A 13589-nucleotide genomic window follows, 5' to 3' on the forward strand; every position below is an offset into this window, starting at 1 on the left:
ATGCCGCGTTTCGCCGCCATGCTGTTCATTGCGATGGGCTTTGCAGTCGCCGGTAGCGCCCAATCGGTGGACGTGCCCGGTCCGGAGTGGGCCGCCGAGGTGGCCATCCAGATGCCGGTCAAGGGCATGTCCAAGGATCGGGTGGAGCGCGACTACGGGGCGCCGGCCGAGCGCCGCGCCGCGGTCGGCGAGCCGCCCATCAGCCGCTGGGTCTACGACGCCTACACCGTGTATTTCGAGAACCAGTACGTCATCCACGCCGTGCCCCACGCCCGCTGAACCCAGCGTTCCCCAGCTTCAGGAGTCGGTCCATGCTGCGACTGCCCGCCGAATGGGCGCCGCAAAGCGGCGTCATGCTCACGTGGCCCCACGCCGCTAGCGACTGGGCCCCGCGCCTCGCCGAGGTCGAACCCGTATTCGTCGCGATCGCCCGCGAGGTTGGGCGCCGCGAGCACGTGCTGGTGAGCTGTCGGGACGCGGCCCATCGCGCGCACGTTGCGGACCTGCTCGCCGATGCGGTGCCCGCCGAGCGTCTGCACCTGCACATCGCGCCGTCCAACGACACCTGGGTCCGCGACCACGGGCCGATCACGGTGCTGGACGGCACGCACCCCACGCTGCTCGATTTCACGTTCAACGGATGGGGGCGTAAGTACGAGGCGCGCCTCGACAACGCGCTCACCGGGGTGCTGCACGCGCAAGGGGCGTTCGGCGACCATGCGCTGCGCGCCGTCGACCTGGTCTTGGAAGGCGGCAGCATCGAGGTCGACGGCGCCGGCACGCTGCTCACCACCACCCGCTGTCTGCTCTCCCCGATGCGCAACCCCGCGCTCGGCTGCCAGGCGCTGGAGGCGCAGTTCGGCGAGCTGATGGGGATCGAGCGCGTGCTGTGGCTGGAGCACGGCTACCTGGTGGGCGACGACACCGACAGCCACATCGATACCCTGGCGCGTTTTTGCGATTCCGACACCATCGCCTACGTGCGCTGCGACGACCCCGCCGACGAACACTACACGGAGCTACAGGCGATGGAGGCCGAACTGCAGGCCTTGCGCCGCGCCGACGGCTCGCCCTACCGCCTGGTGCCCCTGCCCTGGCCGGGCGCCAAGCACGACGAACGCGGCGAACGCCTGCCGGCGACCTACGCCAACTTCCTCATCATCAACGGCGCGGTGCTGGTGCCGACCTACCGCGATGCGGCGGATGCCGAGGCGCTCGCGCGCCTGGCGGAATGTTTTCCGGAGCGCGAGGTCGTAGGCATCGACTGCCTGCCGCTCATTCATCAGTTCGGCAGCCTGCACTGCGTCACCATGCAGGTGCCGGCCGGGGTGCTGGGCGGCGGCGAGGACGGCTGACACCGTGGGCAAGGAGGGGCACGTGATCAAGGTAGGACTGGTACAGCACGGCTGTGGTACCGAGCGCGAGGCCAACCTCGCCGCGAGCATGGCGGGCGTGCGCGATGCCGCCGCACGCGGCGCGCAGCTCGTTCTGTTGCAGGAGCTGCACACGGGCCCGTATTTCTGTCAGTGCGAGGACCCGGCCAACTTCGATCTGGCCGAACCGATCCCCGGCCCGAGCACCGAGGCGCTGGGCGCGCTGGCGCGCGAACTCGGCGTGGTGCTGGTCGCCTCCTTGTTCGAGCGGCGCGCCGCGGGTCTGTACCACAACACCGCGGTGGTGTTCGAGCGCGACGGCTCCATCGCCGGCACCTACCGTAAGATGCACATCCCGGACGACCCGGGCTACTACGAGAAGTTCTACTTCACCCCCGGCGACACGGGCTTTGCGCCGATCGACACCTCGGTCGGCCGCCTGGGCGTATTGGTGTGCTGGGACCAGTGGTTTCCCGAGGGGGCGCGCCTGATGGCCATGGCGGGGGCCGAGCTGCTGCTCTACCCCACCGCCATCGGCTGGGACATGCGCGACCCCGAGGACGAACGCGCGCGCCAGCGCGAGGCCTGGATCACCATTCAGCGCGCGCACGCCATCGCCAACGGACTGCCCGTGCTGGCCTGCAACCGGGTCGGGCACGAACCCGATCCCAGCGGCGCCAGCGAGGGCATCGCATTCTGGGGGTCGAGCTTCGTGGCCGGGCCGCAGGGCGAGTTTCTCGCCCAGGCCGGCAGCGAGCCCGAGGTGTTGGTGGTGGATGTGGACCTCGCGCGCGGCGAGCAGGTGCGGCGCATGTGGCCCTACCTGCGCGACCGGCGCATCGACGCCTACCAGGACCTGCTGCTGCGCTATCGCGACCGCTGACGCGCTGGATCGCGCGGCCCCGCCTTTGAGATAATATCGGCTGCTGCAGCGCCTGGACCGCCGGGGCGCTCGCGCCCCGGCTATGCTCCGTTCATCGCGCGCTGTAAGGAGTCACCATGATCGTCATTCTCCAACCGCATATCGGCACCGACAGTCCCGAAGGCCGCCGCGTACTCGAGTACCTCGGCGGCTTGCGGAACATTCGGGTGCGGGTGCACGAGGAGCACGGCGCGCAGCAGGTCCTCACCGAGCTCTACCTGATTGGCGACACCGCGGGCCTGGACGAGAAGGACATCGAGAGCCTGCCGGGGGTGGACCGGGTGGTGCGCGTGTCGGCCGAATACCGCGTGCTGGGGCGGCACAAGGACGAGACCCGCCCCTCGCACTTCGAGTACAACGGCGTACGCTTCGGGCAGGACAACCTGAACATCTTCGCCGGGCTGTGCGCGGTGGACACCCGCGAGCACGTGGAGCAGATGATGCGCGCGCTGCGCGATCAGGGCCTGGTCTGCACCCGCATGGGCGCCTACAAGCCGCGCACCAACCCCTACTCCTTCCAGGGCCACGGCAAGTCGTGTCTGCCCTATGTGTTCGAGTCGGCCGGCAAATACGGCATCAAGGTCATCGCCATGGAGGTCACCCACGAGTCGCACGTGGACGAGATCCGCGAGGCCCTGGAACAGACCGGCTCCCCCACCGGGGTAATGCTGCAGATCGGCACGCGCAACACGCAGAACTTCGAGCTGCTCAAGATCGTCGGACGCCAGAAGGAGCTGCCGGTGCTGCTCAAGCGCGGCTTCGGCATCACGCTGGAGGAGTCGCTCAACGCGGCCGAGTACCTGGCCAGCGAGGGCAACCGCAAGGTGGTGTTCGGGCTGCGCGGCATGAAGACCAACATGGGCGACCCGCACCGCAATATGGTGGACTTCGCGCACGTGCCGGTGGTCAAGCGCCTCACGCGCATGCCGGTGTGCATCGATCCCTCGCACTCGGTGGGGACGCGCGACGCCTCGCCCGACGGCCTGCTGGACGTGATGCACGTGACGGCGCAGGGGGTGATCGCGGGGGCGAACATGATTCTGGTGGACTTCCATCCGGCGCCGACCCGCGCGCTGGTGGACGGGCCGCAAGCCCTGCTTTTGTCCGAACTCGCGCACTTCGTGGAAGACGTCGCCATCGCGCGCGAGGCCTACGAAAAGCGCGTGGCCCTCGCCCGCCGGGCGGCGACCACGCCCGCGGGCGCTGCCCGAAGCTAGTCCGGCGCGCTCACTGGCAGCGCGTTATCCGCCCCTTCGCGACCACCAGTTCCTCGGCGGGCGCGGGCCGGCCGTAGAAATAGCCTTGCCCCACATCGCAGCCCCAGTTGGCAAGGCGCTCGCTCACGATGGCATCTTCCACGCCCTCCGCCACCACCGCGATTTGCAGATCGTGCGCCAAGCCTATGGTCGAGTGCACCACCGCCGCGGACTGCGGGTTGGACAGCATGTCCATCACAAAGGACTTGTCAATCTTCACCGCGTTGACGGGCAGCTTGGTCAGATAGCTCAGCGATGAGTAGCCGGTGCCGAAGTCGTCGATGAACAGCCCGATACCGAGCGCACTTAACGCACGCAGCGTGCCCACCGCCCCCTCCGGATCCTCCATCATGGCGCTCTCGGTGATCTCCAGATCCAGCCAGCCGGGACCCGCCCCCCAGCGCGCGAACAATTCTTCGATCTTGGGCAGCAGGTTCCGGTCACGCAGGTTCCAGGCCGACAGGTTGACCGCGATGGGGATCGATACACCGGCGCTGCGCCAGGCAGCGGCTTGCCCCAGGGCCTGTTCCAGCACCCACAGGGTAAGCGGCTTGATGAGCCCGGTGTGCTCGGCCAGCGATACGAACTCATCGGGCGACACCATCCCGCGCACGGGATGGCGCCAGCGCACCAGCGCCTCGACGCCGCATAGCGCATTCTGGCGCAGGTCGATCTTGGGCTGGTAGTAAAGGTCCAGCGCTCCGGCATCGATCGCGTGGCGCAGATCGCTCGCCAAGGCCAGCCGCTGCGGGCCGTCCTCGTCGGCGCTCGGGTCGTACACTGCGAACGGTCTGCGCGAGCGCTTCGCCTGACGCACCGCCACGTCCGCATGACGCCCCAAGCGCGCCGGTTCGTCCCCGTGCTCCGGGGCAAGCGCGATGCCGATCACGGCGTTGATGCGCAGCGACAGCCCGCCCAACGGAAACGGCCGGTCCAGCGCTTCGCGGATCCCCTGGGCCACCGACGAGGCAGTATCGGCGTCGGCCGGGCTCAGCAGCACGGCGAACTCGTCGCCCCGCAAACGCGCCACCATCGCGCCGCCCGGCACCGCCTCGCTGAGTCTCTGCGCCGCGGCCTTGAGCAACTGGTCGCCTTGGTGGAAGCCCAGCGCTTCGTTGATTTCGCGAAAACGTTCCAGGTCGACCATCAGCATCGCGCCTCGTGCCGCGCCGCCCTCCCTGCCTAGCGATGTGCGCAGGTGCTGTTCCATGGCGGCCTGATTGGGCAAGCCGGTAAGCGTATCGTGGTAGGCCATGCGCTCGATCAGATCCTGCGCCTGGCGCCGCTCGCTGCGCGCGCGCAGATTGCCGATACCGTAGGCCAGGTCGCCGGCGGTCTCTTCCAGGAGTTCCAAGGCCTCGGCATCGAAACAGTCGGGGCTTGCGGCGCAGATTACCAGCGCCCCGAGCGACTCCCCGTCAGCGCGCAGGGGAAGCACCGCCAACGCGCGGCATCCGTCGGGCACCTCGGTGTGTCCCTGCCCGCAGCGCTTCACCACCAACGGCGCGCCGGCATCGAGCCCGGCAAGGGTTTGGGCGTCGATGGGGGGTGCCGTGGTTGCCGCCGGGCCCGCGGCGGCCCATACCTCCACAGCCACCTTATCCGCCTCGGTGTGCCGCGCATGGCACACCCACGCACAGCGGTATCCCCCGACCTCCACCACGATGCGACAGATATCCTGCAAGAGTTCGTGCTCATCGGTGGCGCGCACCAACGCCCGGTTTCCCGCGCTGAGGGTGCGCAGGGCCCGATTCACCCGCTGTAACGAGCCGGCCATGTCGTCGAAGGCCGCGGCGAGGCAGCCCAACTCGTCGCCCCCCCGTTGCAGGCCCGAGCGGGCCTTCAGATCGCCCTGGGCGAGGCGTCGCGAGGCCTCGCCGAGCGCCCGCACGCGCCGCAGCAGAAACACCTCGCTGCCGAACCACGCCGCGAAGATCGCCAGGCTGGCGACCAGTAACAGCAAGCCGAGGTTACGCAGTAGATCCCCGCGGGCTACAGCCAAAGCCTCCACCGCAGGCACGCCGACCGACACGTAGCTCGTCCCCGAGGCTCCCTGGTAGAAGGGCGCGTAGGCGTGTAAGCGCGTGGTGCCGTCCTCCGCCATCACTCGCACGGTGCCGCCTTCGCGGTCCGTCGCCAGCGCCCGGCGCAAGGGTGCGGCTGGGTCGCCGCGCGTCAACCACCGCCCATCGTGGCCGATCCGGGCGATCACGCCGCCGGCGGGGTCGATCATCAGCAGGACGGCCCCGCGTGGAAGCTGCGCGCGCAGGGTGAGCTCCTTGACCCATTCGAGGTCCAGCGCCGCGAAGGCCACACCCGCGAGTTCGCCGTCGCTGTCGAGGATGGGGTAACCGAAATTCACCGCCGGCAGCCCGGTGATGCGTCCGACCTGATAATCGCCGGCACTGAAGGCTTGGGTCTCGAGGGTGCGTCGGAAGAAGGCGTGATCGCCGGCGTTGACCGCGGACGAGAACGGCAGCCCGCTGCAGTAGACATCGCCCTCAGGGGTGGCGGCCGCCAGGTTCGTGTAATAGGGATGGGCGCTCAACAGGCTGGCGAGCAGGCTGTCGCAGGCCCCGCCCGGAGCACGCAGGGCGGGCAGCTTAGCCAGCGCGCGCAGCGTGAGGCGCGTGGTGGCCAAATGCAGCGCCTGCTCGCGCGCGATCGCCTGCACCAGCATCAGCGTCTCGTGTTCGGCACGCTGTGCGGCTTGCCTGTGCTGCTCCGCCACTGAGTAGGCAAGCAGCGCCACGCTCGGCAGCATCGCGAACAGCACCAACAACAACAGCCGCGCGCGCAAGGAATCCCAGCGTCCCGGTCCGGCGTGCATCCCACCCGCCTTCATTGTGTTTTCTTTTTTGGACGGTCGAAATCCGATTCGGCGCTCCCTGCCGCCGGTCGAACCGCACGCGTTCCGCTTAGCATGCGCGAAGCATGCCCGCTTTTGCGCGACGAATCGACCCCGGCGGCATTATCTTCAGCTATCTGATCGCGCACACTTGTGCGCCCTTCCCGCGCATCCTAAGATGGGCGGTTTTCAAACGGAACGAGGCCTCCCGCATGCCCGTGTCGGCGCCCCCGAAAGTCGGTTTCGTCAGCCTCGGCTGCCCCAAGGCATTGGTCGATTCCGAGCGCGTGCTCACTCAGCTACGCGCCGAGGGCTACCAGATCAGTCCGGACTACGACGACGCCGATCTGGTGGTGGTGAACACCTGCGGCTTCATCGACGCGGCGGTGGAGGAGTCGCTGGACGCCATCGGCGAGGCGCTGGCAGAGAACGGTCGCGTGATCGTCACCGGCTGCCTCGGCGCCAAGGGCGACGTGGTGCGCGAGACCCACCCGCAGGTGCTGGCGGTGACGGGCCCGCACGCGCTCGAGGAAGTCATGGCTGCCGTGCACCAGCACCTACCGCCGCAGCATGACCCTTACACCAGTCTCATCCCGCCCCAGGGCATCAAGCTCACGCCGCGTCATTACGCCTATCTGAAGATCAGCGAGGGCTGCAATCACCGCTGCACCTTCTGCATCATTCCCTCCTTGCGCGGCGACTTGGTGAGCCGCCCCATCGGCGAGGTCATGGACGAGGCGCAGCGGCTGGTGGACGCCGGCGTGCGCGAGCTGCTGGTGGTCTCGCAGGACACCAGCGCCTATGGTGTGGACATCAAGTACCGCACCGGTTTCTGGGGTGGTCGGCCGCTCAAGACGCGCTTCGCCGATCTCGCGCGCGCGCTGGGCGAACTCGGGGTGTGGGTGCGCATGCACTACGTCTATCCCTATCCGCATGTCGACGAGGTCATCGACCTCATGGCCGAGGGCCTGGTCCTGCCCTATCTCGACATCCCCTTCCAGCATGCCAGTCCACGCGTGCTGAAGGCCATGCGCCGCCCGGCACGCAGCGAGAACACCCTGGCGCGCGTGCGCGACTGGCGCGCGCGCTGCCCGGAGCTTACCTTGCGCAGCACCTTCATCGTGGGTTTCCCGGGCGAGACCGAGGACGACTTCGCGCAACTGCTGGAGTTTCTGGAAGAAGCGCAGTTGGACCGAGTCGGCGCCTTTGCCTATTCTCCGGTCGAGGGCGCGGCAGCCAACGCCCTGGACGGGGCGGTGCCCGAAGCGCTCAAGCAGGAGCGCCTCGCGCGGCTCATGGCGGCGCAGGCGCGGATCAGCGCCGCGCGTCTTGCCACGCGCATCGGCCGGCGCATGCGCGTGCTGGTGGATGAGGCGGGCGAGAACGGCGTGCTGGCGCGCAGTGCGGCGGACGCACCGGAGATCGACGGCGTGGTGCATGTGGCGGGCGCGCAAGCCGCGGCCGGCGAGTTCCTGGAGGTGGAGATCACCGGCGCGGACGCGCACGACCTCTACGCGCGGGCGCTGTAGCCCGCTGGGACACGCGCCGCGCGCGCACTCACGGACGAGGGAAGGAATGTCGAATGCCGATGGACGCACCGGCTTTCAAGCTGCTGGTGGAATGCGCCGCCCCGGCGGGCGCCGAGCCTGAGCCCACGCGGTTCCAGCTCGGCGCGCGCAGCGTGGAGGTCGAGGAAGTGCTGGACCGTTGGCTTGCGCGCGACCACCGTTATTTCAAGCTGCGGGGCAAGGACGCGGCGATCTACCTCATTCGGCACGATGTCCCCTCCGGGCACTGGGAGTTGACACAGTTTCTGTCGACGACCGCGCATTGACTGCGTTATTCCGCGCCCAAGCCTCGACGGCGGACGATCGCCCGCCGGGCGGCGCGGCCGCGCCGTGATGGCGGCGCGCGGCGGGGCGTCGCCCTGGATCAACGGGATCTTTCTGCTGATCATCCTGGTCGGCGGCGGTTGGCTGCTCTACCGCGAGGGCTGGACGGCGCTGAGCGCCGCGAGCCTGAACACCTTCGGCCTGCTCGCCTTGCTGGTGCCCATCCTGGCCGCCGCGCTGCTGGTAAGCGGCTATGTGCAGCAACTGCTGCCGCGCGAGCGTCTGCAACAATGGCTGGGCGGACGCGGCGGTTGGCGCGGCCTCGCGGTGGCGACCGTGGCCGGTGCCCTCACGCCGGGCGGGCCCTTTGCCGCGTTTCCGTTGGTCGCCGCGCTGTACCGCGCGGGTGTCGGCGCGCCCGTGTGCGTCGCCTACCTGACGGCGTGGTCCACCCTGGGCCTGCACCGCATCATCATCTGGGAGGTCCCGCTGCTCGGCGAGGGCTTCGTGTTGCTGCGCTACCTCGCCTCGCTGCCGCTACCCTTCCTGGCCGGCTGGATCACGGCCGCTCTGCTACGGCGTTCGCCCTCATGGCTGTAGCGCTCGCGGTACTGGTCGTCATGCTGGCGGGGCTGGTATGGGCCGCCCAGCGTCATCCGGCACGCCCGCACGGCGCCGCCGCCCGCCGCGCGTGGAGCGAGGCGCGCCCGCTGCTCGTGCGCCTGCCGCTCGCGTTGCTCGCCGCCAGCATCCTCGCGGCTTTGGTGCCGGCCGATGTCATCGGCCGCTGGCTGGGTGACGAGGCGGGGCTGCGCGGCATCCTCGTCGCCACGCTGGTGGGCGGCTTACTGCCGGGCGGGCCGATGGTGGCCTTTCCACTCGCCTTGGTGCTGTGGGACGCGGGGGCCGGGATGGCGCAGATGGTCACCCTGATCACGGCGTGGTCGGTGATCGCGCTGCACCGCGTGCTGGCCTTCGAGTGGCCGATGCTGGGCGGGCGCTTCGCCCTGCTGCGCCTCGCCGCGTCGATCCTACTGCCGGCGCTCGCCGGCCTCGGCGCGCTCGGCCTGCTGCGGGCCGTGGAGGCCGGCGGCGCCCTGCGCCTGTATGGCTGAACGCCGCCGGTGTCGGCCGCTATTCCACCTTGACGCTGCGCCGCTTGGCCATCTCCAGCTTCGGAAGCGTGAGCTCCAGTATCCCATTGCGGAACGTGGCCTTGGCCTTTTCGCTGTCCACCGGGCTCGGCAGCGACAGGGTGCGTGAGAAGGCTCCCTGGGCGATCTCGCAGCGGTAGTAGTCGCCGCGCTCTTCCTTCTCCTCGCGCTCACTGCTGCCCTTGATGGTCACGCTGCCCTCTTCCACCGATACCTCGAGTAGCTCGGCGCGCACCAACAACTCGTCCTCGCGGTCCACTACGTCGACGCGTGGGAACTGGCGATCGAGGCGCATGTCCGTGCGCGCCAGACTGGGTAAATCCCAGCGCATCGGCAGTCCCCAAGATCCCATCAGGCGGTCCATCATCCGTTCCATTTCCTCGAACGGCGTTAACGGGTACCGGCCGCGCTCGGCCGCAGACGGAACCTGCGCCTGCCGGCGGGAGAGTTCCTGACCGCCATCGTCTTGCTGTCGACCTTCCTGCTTCTCTGCCATTGCAATCCTCCTTGATCGTCATTGTCCAGGCAATCGCCCCGCGCCCAAGCATTGACCCAGCATGCGCGCCGCGCAAGCCGCATCGCCCCTGCATTCGCTTGGAGGCGCTTATACACTTGAAATGAGCGCGCGCCGCCAGGAGGGCACATGTCGGACGAGGCCAGGGTATCCACGCCACGCGAGGTCGAGCTCGACGCCAAGATCGCGTTCCTGCGCCGCGCGGACAGCTACCCCGAGACGCGGCCCGGCGAGCCGGTGGCGTTCGTCCAGACCCACATGTCCTGCGTGTTCCTCACCGAGCACCACGCCTACAAGCTCAAGAAGCCGGTGCGCCACAGTTTTCTCGACTTCACCACCCTGGAGGCGCGGCGCCACTACTGCCAGGAGGAACTGCGCCTGAATCGGCGCCTCGCGCGCGAGGTCTACCTGGCGGTGCTGCCGCTCACGCAGGACCGCTACGGCGCGCTGGCCGTCGACGGGCGCGGCGAGCCGGTGGACTGGCTGGTCAAGATGCGCCGCCTGCCGCGCGCGCTGATGCTGGATCAAGCGCTCACCGCGCGCACCGTCGGCCCCGAGGACGTGCGGCGTTTCGCCACCGTACTGGCGCGTTTCTACCGCCACGCCGCCCCGCTCGGCGTCAATGCCCACGAGTACCGCAAGCGCTTCGAGGACGGGGTCATCGCGAACCATCGTGTGCTGACCGAGCCGCGCTACGGCCTGTCGCCTGCCGAGGTGGAACAGGCAACACACGAGCAGCGCACGTTTCTGGACAGCCATGCGGACTTGCTCACGCGCCGCGTGCGCCAACGCCGCATCGTGGAGGGCCACGGCGACTTGCGGCCCGAGCATGTCTGTCTCGCGCCCGCCCCGGTGTTCATCGATTGCCTGGAATTCAATCCGGCGTTCCGCGTGCTGGACCCGGCGGACGAGCTGGCGTATCTCGGCATGGAGTGCGAGTTGCTCGGCGCCCCGTTCGTCGGCGAGGTCGCCCTGGCCACCTACACGGCGATCACCGAGGACGCGCCGCCGACGCCGCTGGTGGATTTCTACAAGGCCTATCGCGCCACGGTGCGGGCGCGCCTGTCGGTGCTCCATCTGGACGACCACGCCCGTCGCGAGCATGCGCGCTGGGTGAGCCGCGGGCAGCGCTATCTCGGTCTTGCGCGCCGCTACGGCGCGCGCGCCATCATGCCGGCCACGGATGGCGCGCGCTAGGTGCCCGGCTGCCTGCGGGCCAGGCTAATCGCCCCACCCCTCCAGCAGGTCGACCAGCGAGCCGTCCTGGTGCAGCCGACGAATGGCCTCGGCGACAAGCGGCGCGACGCTCAGCACCTCCACACGCCCACGCGCCGCCTCGCCGAGGCGGTGGAAGGGGAACACCGCGTCGCTCACCACCACCCGTTCCAACTCAGCGCCCTGCAGCACCGCATCGGCGCGCATGGAGAACACGCCGTGCGTGGCCGCCGCGAGCACGCGCGTGGCGCCTTGCGCCCGGCACGCCGCGCCGGCGCGGCGCAGCGTCTCGCCGCTGCTGATCAAATCGTCCACCAACACCACCGTGCGCCCGGCCACCTCGCCGACCAGCCGATCGCCCGATACCACCCCGGCGCTGCGCTGCTTCTCCATGAAGGCGCGCGCCACCGGCCGGCCGAGGCGCGCCTCCAGCGTCTCGCGGAAGACCTCGGCGCGCTTGATGCCGCCGACGTCGGGCGAGACCACGGCGAGCTGCGCGCCTGCCAAGGCGCGCGCGAAGTGCGCCGCGAACACCGGCCGCGCCTCCAGGTGCTCGGCGGGTATGCGAAAGGCATTCTGATAGGCGGCTAAGTTGTGCGCGTCGAGGGTGACCACGCGGTCGGTCCCCACCGCCTCGAGCAGCGCCGCCACATAGCGCGTGGAGACCGGATCGCGCGACTTGGTGCGCCGGTCCTTGCGCGCGTAGCAGAGGTAGGGGATGACGGCCGTCACGCGGGCCGCCCCCGCGTCGCGCAGCGTGCCGAGGAACAGCAGCAGGCGCACCAGCTTGTCGTTGGCGCTCTGCGCCGGCTCGCCATGCAGCGCATGGATGACGTACACGTCGTGGCCACGCACGCTCACGAGCGGCCGCGCCTTGTGCTCGCCGTCCTCGAACTCGCGCTCCTCGAGGGGCGCGAGGGGGCTGCCGAGCGTCTCGGCGACCCGCTCGCCGAACGGGTGGCTGGTACCTAGCGCGAAGACGCTAAGCGTCATCCCGCTCACCGGGCAGATGCGCAGCGCACCACGCACGGGCCAGGCGCGCGACCTCCTCCAGCGTGCCGGGCTCCTCGAACAAATGGGTCGCGCCGGGCACGATCTCCAGGCGATGCTCCACCGCGAGCTGCGCCGCCGCGCGGCGGTTCATGCCGATTACCGCGATGTCGTCGCCGCCCACGATCAGCAGCGTCGGCGCGCGTACCCGCGACAAGGCGGTGGCGAGATCGGGTCGGCCGCCACGCGAGATCATCGCGGCGACGCGCGCCGGGCGCTCGGCCGCCGCATCCAGGGCGGCGGCGGCACCTGTGCTCGCGCCGAACAGGACCACCGGCAGCGCCTGCAAGGCGCTCTGTTGCTCGATCCAGTCCAGCACACCGACCAGGCGCTCGGTGAGCAGGCCGATGTCGAAGCGCAGCTCCGCGGTGATGGCGTCGATGGCGTGCTCGTCCGCGGTCAGCAGATCGAACAGCAGAGTGGCGAGACCGCCGGCATTGAGAGCCTCGGCGACGAAGCGGTTGCGCGAGCTGAAGCGGCTGCTGCCGCTGCCGTGTACGAACACCACCAGCCCGCGCGCGGGATCGGGCATGCTGAGGAAGCCGGGCAGCGCCGCCACGCCGGCCTGCACTGTGACCTCCTGCGTGGGCACCCGTTCGTCCATGGTGGGCCTCCTCGCAACGCGTGCGAAGCTCGTATTCACTCTAGCGCAGCAAGCCGCCGGGTTCCGCCGGCGGCCTGCCTAGGGCTCCTGGTCGGCCGGCTCCACCCGCCCACTGCGCTGCAGCCAGAGCGCGACCAGCCAACACAGCGCGGCCCAGGCGGCCCCGGCGGTCCAGCCGGCCAGCACGTCGCTCGGCCAATGCACCCCGACATAGATGCGGCTCAGCCCCACCGCCACCGTGATCAGCAGCGCGACCAACAACAGGTAGGCCTTCAGGCGCCGCCGCGGCTGCACGCGCGCCAGCATCACCGCAAGCGTGAGGTAGGTCACCGCCGCCATCATGGCGTGGCCGCTGGGGAAGCTCGCGGTGTACACCAGCGACTCGTGCGAGACGAGTTCCGGCCGGGGCCGGTCGATGGCGAGCTTCAGCAGGCTGCTCAGCACCAGGCCCCCGGCCACCGCGAGCACCATGAACACGGCGCTGCGGTACTTGGCCGCGAGCAGCAGGTAGCCCGCGCTGATCAGGACCATGGTGGTGAGCACCGCCACGCCCCCCAGCGCCGTCACATCGCGGCCGAGTTCGGCAAGCCAGGGGGGGCCGATGGGGGTGGCGGGATCGCCCGGCGTGCGCATGGCGAGCAGGATGCGCTCGTCCACGCTTTGGGTGGCACCCTCCAGCACCTCGTCGGCCAGTTCGATGAACCCCCAGGCGCCGCCCGCCAGGATCAGCAGGCTGAGCAGGATCGGCAGCGGGTTGGAGCCGATCCAGTTCAACAGTCCGCCGCCGCGCGTCGCCAACACCCATGCCCCTCCCCTTCGCG

Annotated in this window: 14 protein-coding genes; 9 read left to right on the plus strand and 5 right to left on the minus strand. The window is 69.6% G+C overall.

Annotation, left to right across the window (positions count from 1 at the left end; all coding sequences use genetic code 11):
• From HUS23_14120 to HUS23_14135, 4 genes are all read left to right on the plus strand, one after another.
• On the plus strand, positions 1-279 hold the full coding sequence (locus HUS23_14120) for a hypothetical protein (protein QKT04866.1): 279 nt from the start codon (positions 1-3) through the stop codon (positions 277-279).
• Between the two features lie 32 nt (positions 280-311).
• Positions 312-1355 carry an agmatine deiminase family protein gene (locus HUS23_14125; protein ID QKT04867.1) on the plus strand — a complete coding sequence of 348 codons (1044 nt, stop codon included), beginning with the start codon at positions 312-314 and terminating at the stop codon, positions 1353-1355.
• A 25-nt stretch (positions 1356-1380) separates the two neighbouring features.
• Positions 1381-2256: a carbon-nitrogen hydrolase gene (locus HUS23_14130; GenBank protein ID QKT05103.1), complete on the plus strand. Its 876-nt coding sequence runs from the start codon at positions 1381-1383 to the stop codon at positions 2254-2256.
• A gap of 116 nt (positions 2257-2372) precedes the next feature.
• The gene (locus tag HUS23_14135) at positions 2373-3512 is read left to right on the plus strand and encodes a 3-deoxy-7-phosphoheptulonate synthase (protein QKT04868.1); all 1140 of its coding nucleotides are present in this window, start codon (positions 2373-2375) and stop codon (positions 3510-3512) included.
• Between the two features lie 10 nt (positions 3513-3522).
• On the opposite strand, the gene HUS23_14140 is transcribed toward HUS23_14135, so the two are convergent.
• Positions 3523-6381 (minus strand): EAL domain-containing protein, encoded by a 2859-nt coding sequence (locus HUS23_14140; protein QKT04869.1) that lies wholly within the window; start codon positions 6379-6381, stop codon positions 3523-3525.
• Between the two features lie 230 nt (positions 6382-6611).
• Between HUS23_14140 and rimO the strand changes: the two genes are divergently transcribed.
• From rimO to HUS23_14160, 4 genes are all read left to right on the plus strand, one after another.
• Positions 6612-7928, plus strand: coding sequence for a 30S ribosomal protein S12 methylthiotransferase RimO (gene rimO, locus HUS23_14145; protein ID QKT04870.1), 1317 nt, complete (start codon positions 6612-6614; stop codon positions 7926-7928).
• Positions 7929-8008: 80 nt separating this feature from the next.
• The gene (locus HUS23_14150) at positions 8009-8233 is read left to right on the plus strand and encodes a hypothetical protein (protein QKT05104.1); all 225 of its coding nucleotides are present in this window, start codon (positions 8009-8011) and stop codon (positions 8231-8233) included.
• 67 nt (positions 8234-8300) lie between these two features.
• Positions 8301-8831 (plus strand): permease, encoded by a 531-nt coding sequence (locus tag HUS23_14155; GenBank protein QKT04871.1) that lies wholly within the window; start codon positions 8301-8303, stop codon positions 8829-8831.
• Between the two features lie 110 nt (positions 8832-8941).
• Positions 8942-9346, plus strand: a complete 405-nt coding sequence (locus tag HUS23_14160) for a hypothetical protein (GenBank protein ID QKT05105.1) — start codon at positions 8942-8944, stop codon at positions 9344-9346.
• A gap of 19 nt (positions 9347-9365) precedes the next feature.
• On the opposite strand, the gene HUS23_14165 is transcribed toward HUS23_14160, so the two are convergent.
• Positions 9366-9761: an Hsp20/alpha crystallin family protein gene (locus HUS23_14165; protein QKT05106.1), complete on the minus strand. Its 396-nt coding sequence runs from the start codon at positions 9759-9761 to the stop codon at positions 9366-9368.
• A gap of 267 nt (positions 9762-10028) precedes the next feature.
• On the opposite strand from HUS23_14165, the gene HUS23_14170 reads away from it, so the two are divergent.
• Positions 10029-11096, plus strand: coding sequence for a hypothetical protein (locus HUS23_14170; protein ID QKT04872.1), 1068 nt, complete (start codon positions 10029-10031; stop codon positions 11094-11096).
• 24 nt (positions 11097-11120) lie between these two features.
• On the opposite strand, the gene HUS23_14175 is transcribed toward HUS23_14170, so the two are convergent.
• The 3 genes from HUS23_14175 to HUS23_14185 form a co-directional block, all read right to left on the minus strand.
• Complete coding sequence (locus HUS23_14175) at positions 11121-12107, minus strand: ribose-phosphate pyrophosphokinase (GenBank protein ID QKT04873.1); 987 nt, start codon at positions 12105-12107, stop codon at positions 11121-11123.
• Positions 12097-12768 (minus strand): dienelactone hydrolase family protein, encoded by a 672-nt coding sequence (locus HUS23_14180; GenBank protein QKT04874.1) that lies wholly within the window; start codon positions 12766-12768, stop codon positions 12097-12099. The genes HUS23_14175 and HUS23_14180 overlap by 11 nt, the downstream gene beginning before the upstream one ends.
• Positions 12769-12846: 78 nt before the next feature.
• The gene (locus HUS23_14185) at positions 12847-13569 is read right to left on the minus strand and encodes a phosphatase PAP2 family protein (GenBank protein QKT04875.1); all 723 of its coding nucleotides are present in this window, start codon (positions 13567-13569) and stop codon (positions 12847-12849) included.
• Positions 13570-13589 lie beyond the last annotated feature (20 nt).

Source organism: Ectothiorhodospiraceae bacterium 2226, from assembly GCA_013348725.1.
In the GTDB taxonomy this organism is placed as follows: Bacteria; Pseudomonadota; Gammaproteobacteria.